The 20,922-nt window shown below is 66.4% G+C and carries 21 protein-coding genes; 13 read left to right on the top strand and 8 right to left on the bottom strand.

Annotation, left to right across the window (positions count from 1 at the left end):
• Nucleotides 1-100 precede the first annotated feature (100 nt).
• Nucleotides 101-307 carry a cold-shock protein gene (locus CO669_RS15980; protein ID WP_007591938.1) on the top strand — a complete coding sequence of 69 codons (207 nt, stop codon included), beginning with the start codon at nucleotides 101-103 and terminating at the stop codon, nucleotides 305-307.
• Nucleotides 308-396: 89 nt separating this feature from the next.
• Here the strand turns inward: CO669_RS15980 and purN are convergent, their stop codons facing one another.
• Together purN and purM are read right to left on the bottom strand one after the other, a co-directional pair.
• The gene (gene purN, locus CO669_RS15975) at nucleotides 397-1,050 is read right to left on the bottom strand and encodes a phosphoribosylglycinamide formyltransferase (RefSeq protein WP_198964050.1); all 654 of its coding nucleotides are present in this window, start codon (nucleotides 1,048-1,050) and stop codon (nucleotides 397-399) included.
• A gap of 14 nt (nucleotides 1,051-1,064) precedes the next feature.
• Nucleotides 1,065-2,138, bottom strand: a complete 1,074-nt coding sequence (gene purM / locus CO669_RS15970) for a phosphoribosylformylglycinamidine cyclo-ligase (RefSeq protein ID WP_097660762.1) — start codon at nucleotides 2,136-2,138, stop codon at nucleotides 1,065-1,067.
• 156 nt (nucleotides 2,139-2,294) lie between these two features.
• Here purM and CO669_RS15965 point away from each other — a divergent pair, with 156 nt between their 5' ends.
• The 4 genes from CO669_RS15965 to ppx all read left to right on the top strand — a co-directional run bounded on the left by CO669_RS15965 (nucleotide 2,295) and on the right by ppx (nucleotide 7,495).
• Nucleotides 2,295-2,837 (top strand): CDP-alcohol phosphatidyltransferase family protein, encoded by a 543-nt coding sequence (locus CO669_RS15965; RefSeq protein WP_097660761.1) that lies wholly within the window; start codon nucleotides 2,295-2,297, stop codon nucleotides 2,835-2,837.
• Between the two features lie 112 nt (nucleotides 2,838-2,949).
• The gene (locus CO669_RS15960) at nucleotides 2,950-3,627 is read left to right on the top strand and encodes a P-loop NTPase family protein (RefSeq protein ID WP_097660760.1); all 678 of its coding nucleotides are present in this window, start codon (nucleotides 2,950-2,952) and stop codon (nucleotides 3,625-3,627) included.
• A 157-nt stretch (nucleotides 3,628-3,784) separates the two neighbouring features.
• On the top strand, nucleotides 3,785-5,977 hold the full coding sequence (locus tag CO669_RS15955; RefSeq protein ID WP_198964068.1) for an RNA degradosome polyphosphate kinase: 2,193 nt from the start codon (nucleotides 3,785-3,787) through the stop codon (nucleotides 5,975-5,977).
• A 15-nt stretch (nucleotides 5,978-5,992) separates the two neighbouring features.
• The gene (gene ppx, locus CO669_RS15950) at nucleotides 5,993-7,495 is read left to right on the top strand and encodes an exopolyphosphatase (RefSeq protein ID WP_097660962.1); all 1,503 of its coding nucleotides are present in this window, start codon (nucleotides 5,993-5,995) and stop codon (nucleotides 7,493-7,495) included.
• 35 nt (nucleotides 7,496-7,530) lie between these two features.
• Here ppx and CO669_RS15945 read toward each other — a convergent pair whose 3' ends face one another.
• The 3 genes from CO669_RS15945 to CO669_RS15935 are packed head-to-tail and all read right to left on the bottom strand — an operon-like array spanning nucleotide 7,531 to nucleotide 9,901.
• On the bottom strand, nucleotides 7,531-8,913 hold the full coding sequence (locus CO669_RS15945) for a sensor histidine kinase (protein WP_097660759.1): 1,383 nt from the start codon (nucleotides 8,911-8,913) through the stop codon (nucleotides 7,531-7,533).
• Nucleotides 8,910-9,575, bottom strand: a complete 666-nt coding sequence (locus CO669_RS15940) for a response regulator transcription factor (protein WP_097660961.1) — start codon at nucleotides 9,573-9,575, stop codon at nucleotides 8,910-8,912. Before CO669_RS15940 ends, CO669_RS15945 begins: the two co-directional genes overlap by 4 nt.
• A complete protein-coding gene (locus CO669_RS15935; RefSeq protein WP_097660758.1) occupies nucleotides 9,575-9,901 on the bottom strand; it encodes a PepSY domain-containing protein in 327 nt (108 codons plus the stop codon). The genes CO669_RS15940 and CO669_RS15935 overlap by 1 nt, the downstream gene beginning before the upstream one ends.
• 135 nt (nucleotides 9,902-10,036) lie before the next feature.
• Here CO669_RS15935 and CO669_RS15930 point away from each other — a divergent pair, with 135 nt between their 5' ends.
• The 5 genes from CO669_RS15930 to CO669_RS15910 all read left to right on the top strand — a co-directional run bounded on the left by CO669_RS15930 (nucleotide 10,037) and on the right by CO669_RS15910 (nucleotide 15,597).
• Nucleotides 10,037-10,312 carry a PepSY domain-containing protein gene (locus CO669_RS15930; protein ID WP_097660960.1) on the top strand — a complete coding sequence of 92 codons (276 nt, stop codon included), beginning with the start codon at nucleotides 10,037-10,039 and terminating at the stop codon, nucleotides 10,310-10,312.
• A gap of 10 nt (nucleotides 10,313-10,322) precedes the next feature.
• Nucleotides 10,323-10,886, top strand: coding sequence for a cytochrome b/b6 domain-containing protein (locus tag CO669_RS15925; RefSeq protein WP_097660757.1), 564 nt, complete (start codon nucleotides 10,323-10,325; stop codon nucleotides 10,884-10,886).
• A gap of 293 nt (nucleotides 10,887-11,179) precedes the next feature.
• Nucleotides 11,180-12,214 (top strand): efflux RND transporter periplasmic adaptor subunit, encoded by a 1,035-nt coding sequence (locus tag CO669_RS15920; protein ID WP_245444332.1) that lies wholly within the window; start codon nucleotides 11,180-11,182, stop codon nucleotides 12,212-12,214.
• The gene (locus CO669_RS15915; protein WP_097660755.1) at nucleotides 12,215-15,289 is read left to right on the top strand and encodes an efflux RND transporter permease subunit; all 3,075 of its coding nucleotides are present in this window, start codon (nucleotides 12,215-12,217) and stop codon (nucleotides 15,287-15,289) included.
• Nucleotides 15,286-15,597 (top strand): DUF3240 family protein, encoded by a 312-nt coding sequence (locus tag CO669_RS15910; RefSeq protein WP_097660754.1) that lies wholly within the window; start codon nucleotides 15,286-15,288, stop codon nucleotides 15,595-15,597. Before CO669_RS15915 ends, CO669_RS15910 begins: the two co-directional genes overlap by 4 nt.
• 7 nt (nucleotides 15,598-15,604) lie before the next feature.
• Here the strand turns inward: CO669_RS15910 and CO669_RS15905 are convergent, their stop codons facing one another.
• On the bottom strand, nucleotides 15,605-16,465 hold the full coding sequence (locus CO669_RS15905) for a TerC family protein (protein ID WP_097660753.1): 861 nt from the start codon (nucleotides 16,463-16,465) through the stop codon (nucleotides 15,605-15,607).
• Nucleotides 16,466-16,507: 42 nt separating this feature from the next.
• Nucleotides 16,508-16,930, bottom strand: a complete 423-nt coding sequence (gene ndk / locus CO669_RS15900) for a nucleoside-diphosphate kinase (RefSeq protein WP_097660752.1) — start codon at nucleotides 16,928-16,930, stop codon at nucleotides 16,508-16,510.
• Between the two features lie 313 nt (nucleotides 16,931-17,243).
• Between ndk and CO669_RS15895 the strand changes: the two genes are divergently transcribed.
• From CO669_RS15895 to CO669_RS15890, 3 genes are all read left to right on the top strand, one after another.
• On the top strand, nucleotides 17,244-17,501 hold the full coding sequence (locus CO669_RS15895; protein ID WP_097660959.1) for a sulfur globule protein precursor: 258 nt from the start codon (nucleotides 17,244-17,246) through the stop codon (nucleotides 17,499-17,501).
• A 226-nt stretch (nucleotides 17,502-17,727) separates the two neighbouring features.
• Nucleotides 17,728-17,901, top strand: coding sequence for a hypothetical protein (locus CO669_RS35970; RefSeq protein WP_174719102.1), 174 nt, complete (start codon nucleotides 17,728-17,730; stop codon nucleotides 17,899-17,901).
• Between the two features lie 42 nt (nucleotides 17,902-17,943).
• Nucleotides 17,944-19,803, top strand: coding sequence for an ABC-F family ATP-binding cassette domain-containing protein (locus CO669_RS15890; protein WP_097660751.1), 1,860 nt, complete (start codon nucleotides 17,944-17,946; stop codon nucleotides 19,801-19,803).
• 144 nt (nucleotides 19,804-19,947) lie between these two features.
• On the opposite strand, the gene CO669_RS15885 is transcribed toward CO669_RS15890, so the two are convergent.
• Complete coding sequence (locus CO669_RS15885; protein WP_097660750.1) at nucleotides 19,948-20,913, bottom strand: tripartite tricarboxylate transporter substrate-binding protein; 966 nt, start codon at nucleotides 20,911-20,913, stop codon at nucleotides 19,948-19,950.
• Nucleotides 20,914-20,922: the final 9 nt, after the last annotated feature.

Here is a 20,922-nt window from a genome sequence, read left to right as displayed (position 1 = left end):
ATTGAGCCTCAAGACTCGAACAGACTTCGGAAGCCCGTTTGTGGCGTGGCACGCGAAAAAGCGGCCGCGTCTTTTTTATATCTAGTGGAGGAGACTAGCGATGCCGCAAAAGGGCACCGTCAAATGGTTCAACCCGACCAAGGGCTATGGGTTCATCAAGCCGAACGGTAGCGACAAGGACGTCTTCGTCCACATCTCCGCCGTCGAGCGTGCCGGACTCTCCACCCTCAACGAGAACCAAGTGGTTGAATACGACCTCGTGGAGAACCGCGGCAAGGCATCCGCGGAGAACCTCAAGGTCTCCTGAATTCTCTCAAGTCGATACGCGAGAGATCATGACGTTGCCCCCGGCTCTGCCGGGGGATTTTGTTTGGGACGGTGAAGCGCAAACGCGCTTCAGCGCACCACTGGCGCAACCAGAAAATTCTCCGACGGCCCGCTTCCATCCGTCTTGCACACGTCGCCCTCGATCCTGACCTTGCCGGTCGCGAGCAGCCGCAGCGCTTCGGGATAGATGCGGTGCTCGACTTCGAGGATGCGCTCCGAGAGCGTGTCGCCCGTGTCGTGATCGCTGACGGGAACCGCGCCCTGCATCACGATCGGACCGGCATCGGTCTCGGGGATGACGAAGTGCACTGTCGCGCCGGACAGCTTGACGCCGGCGCGCAAGGCCTGGCCGTGCGGGTCGAGCCCGGGGAACGACGGCAGCAGCGAGGGATGGATGTTGAGCATCCGGCCGTACCAGGCTCTGGTAAATTCGGCCGTGAACAGGCGCATGAAGCCGCCGAGACAGATCAGCTCGATGCCGTGCTCGTCGAGGGCTGCCTGCAGCACCTTCTCGAAGCCGGCGCGGTCCTTGCCGAACGGCTTGCTCTCGATCACCAGCGTGTTCACGCCGGCCGCCTCAGCGCGTTCAAGCCCGGGTGCATCGGCCTTGTTCGAAATGACGAGCGAGATCTCCGCGGGGAAATCCGGCGCGCTGGCGGCCTTGATCAGCGCGGCCATGTTGGAGCCGCGGCCGGAGATCAGGATGGCGACGCGGCGCTTCATCACAGCGCCAATCATCACAGCGCCATGTCGAGATGGCCGTTATAGACGACGCGGTGCTCGCCCTCGGCCGGGATCACGGTGCCGAGCTGCGCCACCGTCTCGCCGGCATCGGTGAAGACCTGCACGACCTCGTCGACCTTGTCGGGCTCGACGATCGCGATCATGCCGATGCCGCAGTTGAAAGTGCGCAGCATCTCGAGCTCGGCGATGCCGGCCTGCGCCGCCAGCCATTTGAACACCGGCAGCACCGGCAGGCGCGCCAGGTCGATGCCGACGCCGAGGTTCTTCGGCAGCACGCGCGGAATGTTGTCGGTGAAACCGCCGCCGGTGATGTGGGCAAGGCCCTTCACCGCACCGGTCTCGCGGATCGCGCGCAGGCAGGATTTGACGTAGAGCTTCGTCGGCGTGAGCAGCGCGCCGCCGAGCGTCATCACCGGCGCGAACGGCGCCGGCGCCTCGAAGCCGAGGCCGGATTGTTCCACGATCTTGCGCACCAGCGAGAAGCCGTTGGAATGCACGCCCGACGAGGCAAGGCCGATCACGGCGTCGCCCGCGGCGATATCCTTGCGCGGCAACAGCGTACCGCGCTCGGCGGCGCCGACGGCAAAGCCGCCGAGGTCGTAATCGCCGTCCTTGTACAGGCCGGGCATCTCGGCGGTTTCGCCGCCGATCAGGGCGCAACCGGATTCGCGGCAGCCTTCCGCAACCCCGGCGACGATCGAGGCCGTGGCCTCGGGGTCGAGCTTGCCGCAGGCGAAATAGTCCAGGAAGAACAGCGGCTCGGCGCCCTGCACCACGAGGTCGTTGACGCTCATGGCGACGAGGTCGATGCCGATCCCGCCATGCAGCCCGGTCTCGATCGCGATCTTCACCTTGGTGCCGACCCCGTCGGTCGCGGCGACCAGGACGGGGTCCTTGAAGCCGGCCGCCTTGAGGTCGAACAGGCCGCCGAAGCCGCCGATCTCGGCGTCGGCGCCGGGCCGCGCGGTGGCGCGCACCATCGGCTTGATCAGGTCGACCAGGCGGTTGCCCGCGTCGATATCGACGCCTGAATCGGCGTAAGTGAGGCCGTTTTTGCGGTCGGTCATGCCCGATTTCCAGTGGGTTTGCGGCTGGTTACGTCGAATTCCGGGGACGCGCAATGGCTCGCATGGCGCTCCTGCCTATACTATGTAGATATCAACCGGTTCAGCCTCCTCGAGGGGCCGGATTCGAGGTCAGACCGGGTGCCGGGAAGCGCTTTCGTGAGTATTCCGAACATCATTACCCTGGGCCGCATCCTGCTGGTCCCGATCATCGTCTGGGCCATCGTGTCGAGCCAAATGGAGGTCGCATTCGCCGTCTTCCTGATCGCCGGTATCAGCGATGCCGTGGACGGCTTCCTGGCCAAGCGCTTCAACATGACGAGCGAGCTGGGCGCCCTTCTCGACCCCCTCGCCGACAAGGCGCTGCTGGTCTCGATCTACATGGCGCTGGGCATCTGGGGCGCGATCCCGCGCTGGATCGTGATCCTGGTGGTCTCGCGCGACATCATGATCGTCGCCGCCGTGATCGTATCCTGGCTGTTCGACCGGCCCGTCGAGATGAAGCCGTCGAAAGTGTCCAAGCTCAACACCGTGGCACAGGTGGCGTTCGCGGCTCTGGTGCTGGCGGCGCTTGCCTTCGGCTTCAAGCCGGCCCCTTATGATATCATCCTGATGGGCCTCGTTACGGTCTTCACGCTCTCCTCGGTGTCGCTCTATCTCGTCGAGTGGCTGCGGCACATGAGTACGGTCGAGGCCAAGTAGCGCGATCGAGGCCAAATGAGAGGGAGCGTGGCCCTGCAAAAGGCCAACTCGCCCTCGATCAAGTCGAATTCTCTTCAAACGGGCCGGCGCGCCGGCATGGAGCAAAACGAGCGTGGCAGGCCGCGTCCATCCCCGACAATTGGCGTTTTCGCTTCCACATGCGGAAAGCCTCAGCCGGGACAATTTCCTCGAAGGCCCGGCCAATGCGGCCGGTCTTGCCCTGATCGACAGCTGGCCGGAATGGCCGAACCGGATCATGTGGCTGGCCGGTCCGGAAGGCAGCGGCAAGAGCCATCTCGCCGCGATCTGGGCCGAGATCTCGGGCGCCCGCTCGACCGCGGCCAACGCCCTGACCGCCGCGGCCGTTCCGGGCGCGCTCGCCACCGGCGCGCTGGTGGTCGAGGATCTCAAGGCCGGCGAATTCGACGAACGCGCCCTCTTCCACCTCATGAACCTCGCCCGCGAGGACGGCGCCTATGTCCTGTTCACGGGACGCCAGGTCCCGGCCGCGCTCCAGATCGAGCTTCGCGACCTGCGCTCGCGCCTGCGCGCCTTGCCCGTGGTCGCGCTGCTGCCCCCCGACGACCAGCTGTTCCGCGGGCTGATCGTCAAATTCTGCGCCGACCGCCAGCTCGCCGTGGACGAGAGCGTGGTCGGCTACCTCGCCACCCGCCTGGAGCGTTCGTCGGCCGCCGCCCGCCAGGCCGTTGAACTGCTCGACAGCGAGGCCTTGCGGCTCGGCCGCCCTGTCACCCGCGCGCTGGCCGCCGAGCTGCTCCGGGACGCCTGAGCCGTTCCGCCCACCCCAGGGTTACGCCGAAGTCCGCTTGACGGAGCGAAGCGGCGGAACATCAATGTCATCGAAACGTCATCGCTCTAACACATGCTCCCGCAGGTTTTGCGCATAGATCGCAAAGTGAGGCGAGACAGGAATGGACCGACTTCTGATGGACTCTGCGCAAGCTGTTGAAACTAAAGAAAAAGTCCCCGAACCCGAAGGCCTGCCGGCGATCGCATCGAGCCCCGAACGGTTCATCAATCGCGAGCTGTCCTGGCTGCATTTCAACCGCCGCGTCCTGGAGGAATCGGTCAATCCCAGCCATCCCATGCTGGAGCGGGTGCGATTCCTGTCGATTTCAGCGAACAACCTCGACGAATTCTTCATGGTCCGCGTCGCCGGCATCAAGGCCCAGGTGCGCGAGGGCATTGCCGAACGCAGCCCCGACGGCTTGACCCCGTCCGAACAGCTCGCGCTGATCAACCGCACCGTGTCCGAGCTTGCGTCCGACCAGCAGGCGATCTGGCGCGACCTGCGCGGCACGCTGGCCGATGTCGGCATCGTGCTGGTTGACGGCAAGGACGTCACCAAGGCGGAGCGGACCTGGATTGAGGACTATTTCCTCAGCAACGTGTTCCCGCTGCTGACGCCGCTGGCGATCGACCCGGCCCACCCCTTCCCGTTCATCCCGAGCCTCGGCTTCACCATCGCGCTCCAGCTTACGCGCGCCGCCGACGGCAGGCAGATGAACGCGCTGATCCGCATGCCCGGCAAGATCGACCGCTTCATCCGCCTGCCCGCCGACGGCAAGATCGTTCGGCTGATCTCGCTGGAACAGGCGACCTCGCTGTTCATCAACCGCCTGTTCCCCGGCTACAATCTGCACGGCCAGGGCGCCTTCCGGATCATCCGCGACTCCGAGCTCGAAATCGAGGAAGAGGCGGAAGACCTCGTCCGCCTGTTCGAGACGGCGCTCAAGCGCCGCCGCCGCGGGTCGGTGATCCGGCTCGAGATCGACGCCAAGATGCCGGAGGAGCTGCGCAGCTTCGTGCAGCACGCGCTCTCGGCCGCCGACGACGAGGTCTTCCTGGTCGATGGCGTGCTCGCCATGAACGAGCTCTCGCAGCTCACACGCCTCGACCGGCCCGACCTCGAATTCACCCCTTACGTACCGCGCCATCCCGAGCGCGTCCGCGAGCACGGCGGCGACATCTTCGCCGCGATCCGGCAGAAGGACCTCGTCGTCCATCATCCCTACGAATCCTTCGACGTCGTGGTGCAGTTCCTGCAGCAGGCCGCGCGCGACCCCGATGTCGTCGCGATCAAGCAGACGCTCTACCGCACCTCCAACAACTCGCCGATCGTGCGCACGCTCGCGGAGGCCGCCGAAGCCGGCAAATCCGTCACTGCGCTGATCGAGCTGAAGGCGCGGTTTGACGAGGAAGCCAACATCCGCTGGGCGCGCGATCTCGAACGCGCCGGCGTGCAGGTCGTCTACGGCTTCCTCGAGTTGAAGACGCACGCCAAGCTCTCGATGGTGGTCCGCCGCGAGGGTGGCAGCCTCACGACTTACGTCCATACCGGCACCGGCAACTATCACCCGGTCACCGCGCGCATCTACACCGACCTCTCCTACTTCACCTCCGATCCGACCATCGGCCGTGACGCCGCGCGGGTGTTCAATTTCATCACCGGCTATGCCGCGCCGAGCGATCTGGAAAAAATGGCGGTGTCGCCGCTGACCCTGCGCAAGCGCATCATCGAGCACATCCAGGGCGAGACCGCGCATGCGCGGCATGGCCGGCACGGCGCGGTCTGGATGAAGATGAATGCCCTTGTCGACCCCGACATCATCGACGCGCTTTACGAGGCCTCCCAGGCCGGCGTGCAGGTCGAGCTCGTGGTGCGCGGGATCTGCTGCCTGCGCCCCGGCATTCCCGGACTGTCCGAGAACATCCGTGTCAAGTCGATCATCGGCCGCTTCCTGGAACACGGCCGAATCTACTGCTTCGGCATGGGCCAGGGTCTGCCGAGCGCCAAGGCGGCTGTGTATATCTCCTCCGCCGACATGATGCCGCGCAACCTCGACCGCCGCGTCGAGGTGCTCTGTCCGCTGCAAAATCCCACGGTGCATCAGCAGGTTCTCGAACAGATCATGGTCGCGAACCTGAAGGACAACGAGCAGAGCTGGCAATTGTTGCCGGACGGGTCCTCAACGCGTATGAAGACCGCGAAGGGCGAGGAGCCTTTCAACGTGCACAACTACTTCATGACAAATCCGAGTCTGTCTGGCCGTGGAAAGTCGCTCAAGGAATCCTCGCCGCGTCGTCTCACGCGCCGGAACGAACGCCACCCGTCCTGACCAGGGATGTTCGACGTGAAGCGGCCGCGCAAGCGCGGCTCGAGCGTCGCGGTCATCGACATCGGTTCCAACTCCGTCCGTCTCGTCGTCTACGAGAGGCTGACGCGGAGCCTCATTCCGATCTTCAACGAGAAGACGCTGTGCGGCCTCGGACGCGAGGTGCAGAGCACGGGCCTGCTCGCGCCCGACGCCGTCGACAAGGCGCTGACCTCGCTCAAGCGCTTTCGTGCATTGTGCCGGGTCATGCAGGTCGGGCGTGTGTTCGCGATCGCGACCGCAGCCTGCCGTGATGCCTCCAACGGCCCCGATTTCATCGCCAGTGCCGAGCGCATCTGCGCCGTGAAGATCGAGATCCTCTCGGGCCCGCGCGAGGCGCGGCTGTCGGCGCTCGGCGTGATCTCCGGCATCCATCACCCCGACGGCATCGTCGGTGACCTCGGCGGCGGCTCTCTCGAACTGATCGACGTGCGCAGGAACAGCGTGCGCAGCGGCGTGACGCTGCCGCTCGGCGGTCTCGCGCTGCAGGATCTCGCGCACAAATCGCTCAAGCGCGCCGACCGCATCGTGCGCGAGGAGCTCGACGAGGTGCCGCAGCTCACCGCAGGCCGGGGCCGCACCTTCTACGCGGTCGGCGGCACCTGGCGTGCACTTGCCCGTATCCACATCATCCAGAGCGGCTATTCGCTCCAGGTGATGCACGGCTATTCGCTGACCGCGGCGGAAGCGCTCGACTTTTCCCGCCGGCTGAGGCGCCTCGCGGCTGCCGGCATGCTCGCCGACATCGAGAGCGTCGCGGACGCGCGCCGCCCTCTCCTCACCTACGCAGCCTTGGTGCTCGAGCACATCATCCGCGTGGCGAAGCCGAAGACCATCGTGTTCTCGACCTTCGGCGTGCGCGAGGGCCTGCTGCACGAGAAGCTGTCGGAGGCGGAACGCAACAAGGACGGCCTGATCTGCGCCGCGGAAGAGCTCAACCAGCTGCTGTCACGCTCGGCCAAGCACGCCCACGAGCTGATCGCCTGGACCGACCGCCTCGCGCGCGTGGTCAAGCTGCGTGAGACCGAGGAGGACCGCCGCCTGCGCCACACCGCCTGCCTGCTGTCCGACATCGGCTGGCGCGTGCATCCCGATCACCGCGGCGAGCAGACGCTGAGCCTCGTCGTCAACGGCAATTTCGGCGCGATCACCCACACCGAGCGCGCCTTCGTCGGCCTGTCGGTGTTCTATCGCTATGCAGGGCTGAGCGAGGAAAACCAGCCGCCCACCACGATGCAGGAGTTGTTGACGCCGGCACAGCTCGAACGCGCACGCCTGCTCGGCGCCGCGTTCCGCGTCGCGCATCTCATCTCGGCGGCGCGCCCGGGCGTGCTGCCCGCGACGCATTTTCGCAGCCAGGGCCGCCAGCTGATGCTGGTGTTCGAGCACCGTCTCGGCGACCTCGTCGCCGATCGCGTCGGCAGCCGCTTCCGCCAGCTCGCCCGCCTGATCGGCCGTGCCGGCTCGATCGTGCGGCGCTGACACGGGGACAGTGACGTCAAGCAAGCTGTCAGAGTTCAACCAACAGCAGCAGCCATCCCGTCGCGGCTGCCGTCGGGGACGACGATGGCTTTCAATCCGCCGAGTTCGGACTCGGCAAGAATGAGCTGCCATCCATAGGCACTGAGCACGTCCTGAACGATCGCGAGACCAAGGCCGGCTCCCTCGCCACGCTCATCCAGCCTTGCCCCGCGTTCGAGCACGCGTGAACGTTCGGCGGGCGCGATGCCCGGGCCGTCATCCTCGACCGTGATCGCCGGATTCGCGGTGGCATCCGCGCCAATGCGCACCTGGCTCTTGGCGTGACGGGCGGCGTTTTCCAGGAGATTGCCCAGCACCTCCGCCAGATCGGTTCGATCGAGCGGCACGCTCGGCTCGCCCGTGATGCAGGTCTTGAAGTCGAGCCGCTGTGCCGCGGGCGTGCGCGCCAGTGTTCGCATCAGGGTCTGGACAAGTGGTCTGAGGGGCGTGGAAATACCGCCGCGCAGTCGTGCCGTTCCTCTTGCCCGGGCGCGCGCCAGCTCGCGATCGACGTGCCGACTCATCGCATCGCCGACGGCTTCGATCGCCTGGGCGACGTCCTGCTCGCCGCGTTGGCGCAAGAGCGCGACATCGGCCGCGAGTGCGGCGAGCGGCGTCTTCAGCCCATGCGCCAGGTCGGCGGCGCGGCTGCGCGAACGCTCGATCTCGCGTTCCTGGGCGTCGATCAGGCTGTTGACCTCCTCCACCAGAGGCTTGACCTCGGCAGGGACATCGACGGGGAGATGCTTGCGTTGCCCGGAGCGGACGTCCGCGACGCCGCGGCGAAGCGCGTCGAGCGGGCGCAAGCCCAATCCAACCTGGATCGAGGTGGCCGCCGCCAGCACCAGACCCAGCACGCCAAGCGCCAGCGCCAGATCCCTGGCGAAGTGCGAGGCAGCGGCCGATACACGGCCGAGATCAGCCGCCACCGCGACGCGCACCGGCGCGCGGCGATCTCCCACGGTCAGGAGCACGCGACGCTCGCTGACCAGGAGGCGGGCGTTCGCCGGGCCAACGATGACGTGACGGTGCAATTCACCAGGCGACGGCTCATCCCGCGGCAGGTCCAGTGCCGTATCCCACAGCGAACGCGACCGCAGCACCTGGCCGCCGTCGTCCGACACCTGCCAATACAGGCCCGAGAGCGGATCGGCAAAGCGCGGATCGGCCGGCGGACGGCCGACCGTCAGCTTGCCCTGCGCGTCGGCGTCGATGCCCGCCACGAGTTGCTTGAGATAGACGTCGAGCTCGTCGCCGACGGTCCGCGAGACGTGGCGTTCGAACAGCAGCGTCAGCCCGGCGCCGGCAATGGTGAGCGCAATCAGGATGGCCACCACTCCGCCGGCCACCAGTCTCAGCCGTAGCGAGCCCCAGCTCACGGCGTTGTGTCCGGCACGAGGTAGCCGAAGCCGCGCCTGGTCTCGATCAGATCGGCGCCGAGCTTCTTGCGGACGCGACCAACCAGCACTTCGAGCGCGTTCGACTCGTGGTCCTCGCCGTGGCCATAGACGTTTTCGTCGAGCTCCTGCTGCGACACCACGCGGCCGCGATGGTGCAGGAGAAAGGCGACCAGGCGGTATTCCAATGGTGACAGCGCGACCGGTACGCCGCGCAGCGTCACCTTCATCTGACGCTCGTCGAGCTCGACGTCGCCGGCGACGATCCGCGAGGACGCATGGCCCGCCGAGCGGCGTACGATCGAGCGCAGCCGTGCCAGCAATTCCTCGATGCGAAACGGCTTGGGCAGGTAGTCGTCGGCGCCCGCGTCGATCCCATCGACGCGCTCGGCCCAGCTGCCGCGCGCCGTCAGGATCAGCACCGGCACGGTCCGTCCGTTCGCGCGCCAGCGCTTGAGCACCGCCAGGCCGTCCATGCCGGGCAAGCCGAGATCGAGGATGATGGCGCCGTAGTCCTCGGTATCACCGCGGAACCAAGCCTCCTCGCCGTTGTGGACGGTCTCGACCACATAGCCGGCCGCGCGCAGCGCCCTCTCCACATCGGCCGCGATCCGTCGGTCGTCCTCCACAAGCAGCAGGCGCATCATTTCTCCTTGATGCGTTCGATCTCGCCGCTGTGCGCATCGACGTGCACTTCGTAGAGGCGGCCCTTCTCGTCGACGATGCGAAACTCGTAGATCCAGCGACCGCGCGCGCGTTCTATTTCGACGCCGGCAACCTGACCCGGCAACTTGCCACCAAGCGAGGCGAGAATGTCGGCGAGCGACTTGATTTCGCCCGCCTCGACTGCGCGGCGAACCGCCTCGGGCGCGACTCTCTCGTGCTCGCCCGCGGTTGCCGGCAGCGGCGCGAGCACGAGGCCTGCCAGCAGCGGCACCGCGAGGAATTCCAGGAAACCAGGGGATCGCATGAGCGGAGAATGCCTCAATCAACCTGACAAATTGCTGACGTGGATCAACAGGCGCCGGTCAGGGCTCCTCTGCCAATGTCCCCGCATCGCCCTCGCCGCATGACGCAGCCAGGGCGCCACATGCCGGAGAGAACCATGCGCAAGATCACCATCATCGCCGCCACCGCCGCCCTGCTTGCAGCCGCAGCGACAGCTCATGCCGGCAGCCTCGGGCGCCCCTGCACCGCCGCGCCACAGACGAGCTGGCTATCGCTCGAACAATTGCAGGCCAAGATCGAAGCCCAAGGCTACAAGGTCCAGAAGGCCAAGCTCAAGAATGCGTGTGGCGAACTCTACACGATCGACAAGTCCGGCAGCCGGGTCGAGTTGTTCGTCGATCCGACCAGCGGCCAGATCGTCGGTCAGATGTAAAGGGCACATCATGAGCGCCATTCACGACGCGACCGAGACCGACGGCGAGACGCCGTCGGCCTCGGTCAAGGTCTGGGACCGCTTCGTGCGCGTGTTCCATTGGTCGCTGGCCGGGCTGTTTCTGCTCGCTTTTGCGACGAGCGACGAGATCAAGAACGTCCATATCGCCGCCGGCTATACGATTGCCGGATTGCTGGCGCTGCGGATCGTCTGGGGTCTCGTTGGACCACGCCATGCCCGCTTCAGCGACTTCGTGCGCTCGCCGCGCGCCGTGCTCGCCTATATGCGCGACGTGGCGCGGCTCAGGGCGCCACGCTATCTCGGGCACAATCCGGCGGGCGGCGCGATGGTGGTGGCGCTGATCGTCATGCTGATCGGCACCTGCACCACCGGCTACATGATGACGACCGACAGCTTCTGGGGAGCCAAATGGGTGGAAGAGGTGCATGAGGCGTTCGCCAACCTCACGATCGGCCTCGTCGTCGTTCATGTGCTTGGCGTCCTGGTGGCGAGCTTCGAGCACAGCGAGAACCTGGTGAAGGCGATGATCACCGGAAGGAAGCGTCCGTCGTGAGCGAGGCTGGTTCGCCAGTGGTCTTGAGCAAGATCAGCCGAAGCGCTCCCCCAACGCCGAGCAGATCTCCGCAATGGCTCGCCCGTTTGAGGCAAATCAACCCACCACCGCGCCAGTGGAGTACTCGAGACCAGTCATCGATCAGCGCTTCGCTCACCTCCGGGTGTGGGTTATTCCTCATGCGAGTCCTTCGCAGACGCCTCCGTCTCACCTCGTCAGGGGGCGTACCCGTTCGCGCGCGCTTGGTCATTCCGCTTTTGGCCGCTGCATTGAGCCTGCTGCCGTCCGCGTCGATGGCGCAGGACGAGGTGAAGCTGAGCGATGCGCAGGCGCGCAATCTCGGCGTCCGCGTCACCCACCCGGTCGTGAGCCGCACCGATCTGACGCTGCCCTATCCGGTCCAGATCGTGATCCCCACGCAGCAATTGTGGGTCGTCAGCGCACCGGTGGCCGGCATGGTCGCCAACCTCCTGGTCGGGCGCGGTGACCGCGTCACGGCCGGCCAGTCGCTGGTCACGCTGGAGAGTCCGAGCTTCGTCTCGCAGCAACGCGACTATCTGCACGCGATGGCGCAGGAGCGTCTCGCCAGCCAGCAGCTCAATCGCAACGTCGATCTGTTCGAGGGCAAGGCCGTGCCGCAACGGGTGCTCGAGGCGAGCCAGGCCGAAGCGCGCCAGGCTGCTCTCGTCGTCGCCGAACGGCGCCAGATGCTGCATCTGAGCGGGATGTCCGACGAGGCCATTTCCCGGCTCGCCCAGGAAGCGGCGATCAGCGCGACACTCACCGTCAATGCGCCGCAGACCGCGTCCGTGGTCGATCTGGCGGTGTCGCCGGGACAGCGGCTCGAACAATCCGCCCCGCTCGTCAAGCTGGCGCGGCTGTCGCCGCTCTGGGCCGAGATCGCAGTGCCCGCCGCCAACATTCGATCGATCCGCACCGGCGCGAAGATCGAGATCGAGGGCTATTCCACTCCCGGCAAGGTCGTGCTGGTCTCCGAGACCATCGACGCCGCCACCCAGACCATTCTGGTTCGCGCGGAAGTCCCCAACGACGGCGAGCTGCACCCAGGTCAAACCACCGCGGCGCGCATCGGCTTTCTCTCCGCCGGCGAAAGCGCCTTCGAGATTCCCTATAGCGGGCTGATCCGGCGCGGCGAGCAGACGTCGGTCTTCGTCGCCGTCGACGGCGGCTTCCGCCTCGTCCCGGTCAAGCTGCTCGCGGAGGATCAGGACCACGTCGTCGTGTCGGGCCCCATCACGGAGCAGGACGCCATCGCGGTCGGCGGAATCTCGACGCTTCGCGGCATTCTCTCGGGACTGGGGCAATAGATGCTCCGCCGCCTGGTTGCGTTCGCGTTGTCGCAGCGGCTGTTCGTGATGCTGGGCGTGCTGCTGGTGATCGGCGCCGGCGCCGTCCTCCTGCCCGGCCTGCCGATTGACGCCTTTCCCGACGTCTCCCCGGTTCAGGTGAAGATCATCATGAAGGCGCCGGGCCTCACCCCGGAAGAGGTCGAGCAGCGCATCACCGTCCCGGTCGAGCTCGAGCTGCTGGGATTGCCGAACAAGAAGGTGCTTCGCTCGACCACGAAATATGCGCTGGCCGACATCACCGTCGATTTCGAGGACGGCACCGACATCTACTGGGCGCGCAACCAGGTCTCGGAGCGGCTGTCGAACATCTCGCGCGATTTCCCGGAAGGGGTGACCGGCGGACTTGCGCCGATCACGAGCCCGCTGGGCGAAATGTTCATGTTCACGATCGACAGCCCCGAGCTTTCGCTCGCCGAGCGCCGCACCCTGCTCGATTGGGTGATCCGCCCTGCCCTGCGGACGGTGCCCGGCGTTGCCGATGTCAATGCGCTCGGCGGCTACGTCCGTGCCTTCGAGATCGTGCCGCGCAACGATGCGCTGGCCGCGCGCGGCATCTCCTACGAGCTGTTTCGCCGGGCCATCGAGACCAACAGCCGCAACGACGGCGCCGGGCGGGTGAACCAGGGCGAGGACAGCGCTCTGGTTCGGATCGAAGGCAGCATCCGATCGGTCGAGGACATCAAGGCCATCGTCGTCGACACTCGCGAAGGCGTACCGATCCTGGTCAGCGACGTCGCGAGCGTCAAGATCGGCACGCTGACGCGCTATGGCGCCGTCACTTCGGACGGCCGCGGCGAAACCGTCGAGGGCCTCGTCCTCGGCCTGCGCGGCGCCAATGCGGGTCAGCTCATCCGCGACGTCCGCGCCCGGCTTGCCGAGCTGCAAGGCGCGCTGCCAAAGAGCGTGTCGATCAACGTGTTCTACGACCGCAGCCGCCTGGTCAACCGCGCCGTCGGCACCGTGGTGCGGGCGCTCGCCGAGGCCACAGTGCTCGTCATCGTCCTGCTGCTGCTGTTCCTCGGCAACTGGCGGGCTTCGCTGGTGATCGCCCTCAGCCTGCCGCTCGCCATCGTGATCGCGCTGATCATCATGCGCCTAGTCGGGATGTCGGCCAATCTGATGAGCCTCGGCGGACTTGCGATTGCGATCGGGATGCTGATCGACGCGCTGGTGGTCGTGGTCGAGAACATCGTCGGCAACCTCGGCAAGCACGACCCGGGCAAAGCGACCCCGCTGATCCATCTGGTCTACCGCTCGGTCTGCGAGGTCCTGGAGCCGGTCGCCTCGGGCGTGCTCATCATCATCATCGTGTTCGTCCCCCTGCTGACGTTGCAGGGGCTCGAGGGGAAGCTGTTCATCCCGGTCGCGCTGGCCATCATCTTCGCGCTGGCCGGTTCGCTGCTGCTGGCGCTCACCGTGATCCCGGTCGCAACCTCCTATGTGCTGAAGTCTGCCTCGCATCGCGATCCCCTGCTGGTGCGCGCGGCCCAACGGATCTACGCGCCGGCATTGGACTGGGCCTTGCGGAACGAGCGCAAGGTGATGGTTGCAGCGCTGATCGCCCTGGTCGCGGCAGGTTTCGCCTACACCAAGCTCGGCAAGACCTTCATGCCGACGATGGACGAAGGCGACGTCATCGTCAGCGTGGAGACGCTTCCCTCCGTCAACCTCGACGAGTCGCTCGCGATGAATGCGAGGCTGCAGGCCGCGCTGCTGGGGGTGCCTGACATCGCCGGCATCGTCGCCCGGACCGGGTCGGACGAGCTCGGCCTCGACCCCATGGGCCCGAACCAGACCGACACGTTCCTGGTGCTCAAGCCGGCAGCCGAGCGCGAGACCGACAATCGCGAAGCCCTGCTGCAGAAGCTTCGCGAGGTCCTCGCCGGCTTTCCCGGCATCTCGCTCAGCTTCACCCAGCCGATCGACATGCGCGTGCAGGAGATGATCAGCGGCGTGCGCGGCGACGTCGCCGTCAAGATCTTCGGCCCCGACATCGCAAGGCTGAACGAAACCGCGGCAAAGCTGTCGTCGATCCTGTCCAGCATCGACGGCGCCGAGGACGTCTACACCACGCTGAACGAAGGCGCCCAATACTACACGGTGGCGGTCAATCGCATGGAGGCCGGCCGCCTTGGCCTGACCGTGGATTCCATCGTCAATTCGCTGCGCACCCAGATCGAGGGCCGGACCATCGGCACCGCGCTCGAGGAAGGGCGCCGCACGCCGATCCTGGTCCGGGGCAGCGAGACGACGCGGGAAGCGCCGACGCTGCTGGCGAGCCTGCCGCTGACGCTGGCGTCCGGGCAGCATGTCGCGCTGTCGCAGGTCGCCCGCATCCAGCGCGTCGACGGCCCGGTCAAGATCGACCGCGAGGACGGCGCCCGCATGAGCGTGGTGCGCGCCAACGTCCGCGGTCGGGACATGGTCGGCTTCGTCGAAGCGGCCCGCCAGAAGGTGGCGAGCGAGCTGCCGCTTCCGAACGGCTACCGGCTGACCTGGGGCGGACAGTTCGAGAACCAGCAGCGCGCCGCCGCGCGCCTGTCGATCGTGGTCCCCGTCGCGATCGGTCTGATCTTCGTGCTGCTCTTCACCACGTTCGGCGCCATCCGCCAGGCCCTGCTGGTGCTCGTCAACATTCCCTTTGCCCTGATCGGCGGCGTGTTCGCGCTGGTGGTGACGGGCGAGTATCTGTCGGTGCCGGCCTCGGTCGGATTCATCGCGCTGCTCGGCATCGCCGTGCTCAACGGCGTCGTGCTGGTCTCCTACTTCAATCAGCTCCGCGCCCACGGCCTGCCCGAGGATCGCATCGTGGTCGAAGGCGCCATGCGCCGGCTTCGGCCGGTGCTGATGACGGCGAGCATCACGGCGCTCGGCCTCATCCCGCTGCTGTTCGCCACCGGCCCGGGATCCGAGGTGCAGCGCCCGCTCGCCGTCGTCGTGATCGGAGGACTGCTGTCCTCCACCCTGCTCACCCTGATTCTCCTGCCGATCCTGTACCGCCGCTATGGCGGGACGTCGAAGGTGACGAAATGATCGACCAGCCCGTGTGTCTCACGCTGATCGTGCCGCATCAGCTTCGCGACGAGGTGTTCGACCATCTCGCCGAGCAAACCGACCTGGTTTCGGGGTTCACGGCCGCGCAGGGCTCCGGTCACGGCGCCGAGGTCCGATTGCTGACGGCCGCCGAACGCGTGAAGGGCCATGCCGACCAGACCATCGTGCAAGTGGTGCTGGCGGGCACCGATGCCAGCCGCCTGCTCGAGCGCCTGCGGGTTTCGTTTGCGGGAACCAGGCTGGTCTACTGGACGACGCCGGTGACGGAACTCGGCATGATCGAGTGAGCCGGCCCTACTCTGCCGAGGCCCGGGCGTGGCGCTCGGACGATTCCAGCGCGGCAGAGGTCAGTTTGCGCCGGCGCCAGATGGTGCCGACCACAAGCACGACGACGACGCCGAGCGCGGCGCAGAAATATTCACCGCCGGCCCCGCCATGGCCGAACTGCGGCGGGATGCGCAAGGCGCCGAGCATGCCGTCGAGCGAGGCGCCGAACGGACCGTCGAACAGCGTGTGGAGCTTCGGTGCGACGCCGGGATCGGTCGAGATCACCTCGCCCGCGATCCAGCCGAGCAGCGCAGCACCGGCCCAGACCAGCACCGGCAGCTTTTCGAGCAGCGCCATGATCAGCGCCGCGCCGGCGACGATCAGCGGCACGCTGATGGCAAGGCCGAGGACCAGGAGCGGCGCGCTGCCATTGGCCGCGGCGGCCACGGCAATGACGTTGTCGAGCGACATGACGATGTCGGCGACCACGACGATCTGCACCGCCTGCCACAGATGCGAGGCCGCGTCGACGTCGTCCTCGTCCTCGTGTTCCGGCACCAGAAGCTTGGCCGCGATCACGATCAGGGCAAGGCCGCCGACCAGCTTGAGATACGGCAGCTCCATCAGAGTTGCGACGATGCCGGTGAAGATGATCCGCAGCATCACCGCTGCGCCGGCGCCGAAGATCATGCCCCACAGCCGGTGTCGCGGCGAGAGGCCGCGGCACGCGAGCGCGATCACCAGCGCGTTGTCGCCGGAGAGCAGGATGTTGATCCAGATGATCTTGCCGACCGCGATCCAGAAGGTCGGCGCAGCCATCTCATTGCGAAACTGGGTGAAGAATGCCCCGATCGTCGCGGGATCGAAGATCTGCCAGAGCCAGTCCACAATGAATCCTTTCGCCCTCGTCTTTCACTTACGGCTGGTTGATCAGCCGACGATCTCGTTGCCCGAGAAGAACTGCGCGATCTCGATCGCGGCCGTCTCCGGCGCATCCGAGCCGTGCGCTGAGTTTTCGCCGATCGACTTTGCGTAGAGCTTGCGGATGGTACCGTCGGCAGCCTTGGACGGATCGGTCGCCCCCATCGCGTCGCGATACCTGGCGATGGCGTTCTCGGCTTCGAGCACCTGGACGACGACCGGACCCGAGGTCATGAACTCGACGAGCTCGCCGAAGAACGGCCGTGCCTTGTGGACGGCATAGAAGGTCTCGGCCTGTTCCTTGGTCATGCGGATACGCTTCTGCGCGACGATGCGCAGGCCCGCTTTTTCGATCACGGCGTTGACGGCGCCGGTCAGGTTACGCGCGGTCGCGTCGGGCTTGATGATCGAGAAAGTGCGTTCGATGGCCATAATCTTGTCCTTGGGAAGAAAAGCGGGATTGTCGAGTTGCGGGGCTTATATCGGCGCCTTCGCCATCCGGCAAGCGACCGCCGGGATGACGCCACAGGCGCTTCGCCGCAGGACCGGGACCGGCGATTTCAGCTTGGGTTACGACAATTTCACCCAGATGAACCCAATCTGAAGGCTCCATTCAGGCTTTGGTTCGGCCTGCCGGCCTATGCTCATTCCATCGAAACCGAAGCCTGATCGCGAGGCGGACCGTTTCGGCGGCCTTTCCATCGACGCGGATCCCCTCCGCGCCGGCAGTTTTGAGGAGATCACCATGTTGAGGAAACTTTCGCTTGCCGCTGTCGCTGCGGTTGCGCTCGGTGCCGCTCTGGCGCCGACCTCGGCCTCCGCTCACTGGCATGGCGGCGGCTGGGGCTGGCACGGCGGCGGCGGTGGCTGGCACCGCGGTTACGGCTGGGGCGGCCCGCGCTTCTATGCCCCCGTCTCCTACGGTTATGGCGGCTGCTATGTGCGCCGGCTGGTCCCGACCCCCTGGGGACCCCGCTGGCGGCTGATCAACCGCTGCTACTGAGCCCGACAGCACCTTCCTGAAAACCAAGGGTACCTGCGCCCCCACAGGTACCTTCCAAGAGGAGCCCCGGCGATCCCCCCGCCGGGGCTTCGCATTTTGGGCGGACATGGCGCGATTCATACAATTTTGACGAGAATGCCAGCCGATCCCCAGGAATCGCGAAACCATTTTGGGGGCCAATGACTTGGTACCGTGTCGAACCCATGAGAACACGGAACCCAACGCGATGGCTGGCCTTTCTGCCAATGACAGCGAACAGATCGACCGGCGGACCAGCCGATCAATCTGCGATGCCGTGGGCGAGCGGCTCCAGCAAAGCCTTCGTCCCGAACCCCGGCTCCCGACCCATCTGGAGCAGCTCCTCAACGAGCTGGAGCGGCGCGACCGCGAGCCGCATTAAGTTGCGGCTTGCGTTTGACCTCGGCTGCGGTGACAAGGCCGCATGCTTGTCATCTCCGACCTCTCCATCCGCCTTGCCGGACGCCTTCTGATTGACCAGAGCTCGGTACAGATCACGCCGGGATCGCGCGTCGGTCTGGTCGGGCGCAACGGCACCGGCAAGTCGACGCTGTTCAAGGTGATCCGCGCGGAACTCGCGGCCGAGCACGGCTCGGTGACCCTGCCGCCGCGCTGGAGCATCGGCAGCCTGGCCCAGGAGGCCCCGAACGGACCAGAAAGCCTGATCTCCGTCGTGCTCCAGGCCGATCTTGAGCGCGACGCCCTGCTCACCGAAGCCGAGACCGCGACCGATCCGCATCGGATCGCCGAGATCCAGACCCGCCTCGTCGACATCGACGCACATTCGGCGCCGAGCCGTGCGGCCGCGATTCTCTCCGGCCTCGGCTTCTCCGCCGCCGATCAACTGCGTCCCTGCGCCGAATTCTCCGGCGGCTGGCGCATGCGCGTCGCGCTCGCCGCGACGCTGTTCGCGGCCCCCGACCTCTTGCTGCTCGACGAGCCCACCAACTATCTCGACCTCGAAGGCACGCTGTGGCTGGAGGATCACCTCGCCCATTATCCGCGCACAGTGATCGTGATCAGCCACGATCGCGACCTGCTTGAAAGCTCGGTCGACCAGATCCTGCATCTGGAGCGCGGCAGGCTCACGCTCTACAAGGGCTCATATTCCTCGTTCGAGGAGCAGCGCGCCGCGCGCGAGCTGCTCGATGCCAAGGCGGTCAAGCGCCAGGAGGCCGAGCGCGCGCGGCTGCAGGCCTTCGTCGACCGCTTCAAGGCCAAGGCCTCGAAAGCCCGGCAGGCACAGTCTCGCGTGAAAATGCTGGAGCGGCTGAAGCCGATCGCGGCGCTGGTCACCGAGGACGTGCGCGAGATCAGCTTTCCCGCGCCGGAGAAGATCCTGTCGCCGCCGATCATCGCCGTCGACAACGCCTCGGTCGGCTACGATCCGGCCAGCCCGGTGCTGAGCCGCGTCACCTTGCGCATCGACAATGACGACCGCATCGCGCTGCTGGGCGCCAACGGCAACGGCAAATCGACGCTCGTCAAGCTGCTCGCCGGCCGCCTCGCGCCGTTCTCCGGAAGAGTGACGCGCGCGGACAAGTTGTCGATCGCCTATTTCGCGCAGCATCAGCTCGACGAATTGAACGAGGACGCCTCCGCCTACGATCACGTCCGCAAGCTGATGGGCGATGCGCCCGAGGCCAAGGTGCGCGCCCGCGCCGGCGCGATCGGCTTCTCCGGCAAGGCGGCCGACACCAAGGCCGGCAAGCTGTCGGGCGGCGAGAAGGCGCGGCTCCTCCTCGGCCTTGCGACCTTCTTCGGCCCCAACATGATCATCCTGGACGAGCCGACCAACCATCTCGACATCGACAGCCGCGGCGCGCTCGCCGAAGCGATCAACGAGTTTCCCGGCGCGGTGATCATGGTCTCGCACGACCGCTATCTGATCGAGGCCTGCGCCGACCGGCTTTGGATCGTCGCCGACCGCACCGTGACCGATTACGACGGCGACCTCGACGAATATCGCCGCCTCGTGCTGTCCACGCGCAACGCCGAAGCTCCGCGCGAGCGCAGCGCGCCAGCCGAGAAGCCGCAGCGCGCAAGATCGGACAATCGCGGCTCGCTGAAGAAGCGCATCGCTGAAGCCGAAGCGGAGATCGCCCGCGTCAGCGAGATCATCACCAAGATCGACACCGCCCTCGCTTTGCCCGACATCTTCACGCGCGATCCCAAGCAGGCCGCACAGCTGTCCAAGGCGCGCGCCAATGCTGCCGATGCGCTGGCGCGCGCCGAGGAGCAGTGGCTGGAGGCGAGCACGCAGTTTGACGAAGCGGCGGGCTGACGGCCTCGCCCGGCGGGGCCGCCTCACCAAAATTCTGCAAAACGACCCCATGCACAGTACCGGCCTTATAATACCGGTCACTGAGCCATTGAACGGGCTGCTTTATGCGCAGCCGCCAGCGCGCCGACGGTGCGCAGGAATCGCTCAGTCGGCGTACTGCCCGGCGGCCTTGATGATCGGCGCCCAGCGGTCGATCTCGCTCACCAGCATCGTGCCCAACGCCTCCGGAGTCGCCTTGTCCTGCGGGACGGGCTCGGTGTTGATGTCGTTGAACCGCGCGATCAAGGTGGGGTCCTTCAGCGCGGCCTGGAGCGCTGCCGTCAACTTCTGAATGACCGCCGGCGGCGTGCCCTTGGGCGCATAGATGCCGTGCCAGACGCCGAGCTCGAAACCTTTGAGGCCTGCCTCGTCGGCCGTCGGCAGGTCGGGCAGGCTCTTCAACCGCTCCTTGGTGGTGATCGCATAGGCCTTGACCTGCTTGGCGGTGATCGGCCCCGTCGTGTTCGTCGCCTGGTCGCAGGTGAGATCGATCTGCTTGCCGAGCAGATCGTTCATGATCGGGCCGTTGCCCTTGTAGGGCACCGTGGTGAGCTGCTTCTGGATCGCCGTCATGAACAGCATGCCGCACAGATGCGATGCCGCACCTAACCCGGCATTGGCGTAAGTCAGCTTGTCGCCCTGCTGCTGGGCGTAGGCGACCAGGTCCTTGAGCGTGTCGGCCGGAAAATCCGGGCGCGCGATGATGGTCATCGGCGCATTGGTCACGAGCCCGATCGGCGCAAAGGCCGTCTTGGTGTCGTAGCTCAGATTTCGGTAGAGCGTTGCCGCGGTCGAGATGCCGACATGATGGATCAGCAGCGTGTAGCCGTCGGGCTGGGCGCGCGCGGCGCGGGTCGTGCCGATGGTGCCGCCGGCGCCGGTCGCGTTCTCGACGACGATTTGCTGTCCCAGCGACTTCCCCATGCCTGCGGCCGTCAGGCGGGCGATGGTGTCCGTCGGCCCGCCCGCCGCGAATGGAACCAGCATGGTGATGGGCCTCGTCGGATAGTCCTGGGCGACCGCCGCGCCAGACGACAAGAGCAGAGCCGATACGAGGGCAATGAACCGCATAGTTTCCTC

The organism is Bradyrhizobium sp. Y36, assembly GCF_002531575.1.
Lineage (GTDB): Bacteria > Pseudomonadota > Alphaproteobacteria > Rhizobiales > Xanthobacteraceae > Bradyrhizobium.
The sequence above is the reverse complement of the archived record's forward strand: the minus strand, read 5'-3'. Positions and strand labels throughout refer to the sequence as shown.

What these genes read in the sequence shown, in the direction of transcription:
- CO669_RS15980 (WP_007591938.1), top strand. Translation starts at nt 101, where the DNA reads ATGCCGCAAAAGGGCACCGTCAAATGGTTCAACCCGACCAAGGGCTAT.
- purN (WP_198964050.1), bottom strand. Translation starts at nt 1,050, where the DNA reads ATGAAGCGCCGCGTCGCCATCCTGATCTCCGGCCGCGGCTCCAACATG.
- purM (WP_097660762.1), bottom strand. Translation starts at nt 2,138, where the DNA reads ATGACCGACCGCAAAAACGGCCTCACTTACGCCGATTCAGGCGTCGAT.
- CO669_RS15955 (WP_198964068.1), top strand. Translation starts at nt 3,785, where the DNA reads ATGGACTCTGCGCAAGCTGTTGAAACTAAAGAAAAAGTCCCCGAACCC.
- CO669_RS15940 (WP_097660961.1), bottom strand. Translation starts at nt 9,575, where the DNA reads ATGCGCCTGCTGCTTGTGGAGGACGACCGACGGATCGCGGCCGATGTG.
- CO669_RS15935 (WP_097660758.1), bottom strand. Translation starts at nt 9,901, where the DNA reads ATGCGATCCCCTGGTTTCCTGGAATTCCTCGCGGTGCCGCTGCTGGCA.
- CO669_RS15930 (WP_097660960.1), top strand. Translation starts at nt 10,037, where the DNA reads ATGCGCAAGATCACCATCATCGCCGCCACCGCCGCCCTGCTTGCAGCC.
- CO669_RS15925 (WP_097660757.1), top strand. Translation starts at nt 10,323, where the DNA reads ATGAGCGCCATTCACGACGCGACCGAGACCGACGGCGAGACGCCGTCG.
- CO669_RS15920 (WP_245444332.1), top strand. Translation starts at nt 11,180, where the DNA reads ATGGCGCAGGACGAGGTGAAGCTGAGCGATGCGCAGGCGCGCAATCTC.
- CO669_RS15915 (WP_097660755.1), top strand. Translation starts at nt 12,215, where the DNA reads ATGCTCCGCCGCCTGGTTGCGTTCGCGTTGTCGCAGCGGCTGTTCGTG.
- CO669_RS15910 (WP_097660754.1), top strand. Translation starts at nt 15,286, where the DNA reads ATGATCGACCAGCCCGTGTGTCTCACGCTGATCGTGCCGCATCAGCTT.
- ndk (WP_097660752.1), bottom strand. Translation starts at nt 16,930, where the DNA reads ATGGCCATCGAACGCACTTTCTCGATCATCAAGCCCGACGCGACCGCG.
- CO669_RS15895 (WP_097660959.1), top strand. Translation starts at nt 17,244, where the DNA reads ATGTTGAGGAAACTTTCGCTTGCCGCTGTCGCTGCGGTTGCGCTCGGT.
- CO669_RS35970 (WP_174719102.1), top strand. Translation starts at nt 17,728, where the DNA reads ATGGCTGGCCTTTCTGCCAATGACAGCGAACAGATCGACCGGCGGACC.
- CO669_RS15890 (WP_097660751.1), top strand. Translation starts at nt 17,944, where the DNA reads ATGCTTGTCATCTCCGACCTCTCCATCCGCCTTGCCGGACGCCTTCTG.
- CO669_RS15885 (WP_097660750.1), bottom strand. Translation starts at nt 20,913, where the DNA reads ATGCGGTTCATTGCCCTCGTATCGGCTCTGCTCTTGTCGTCTGGCGCG.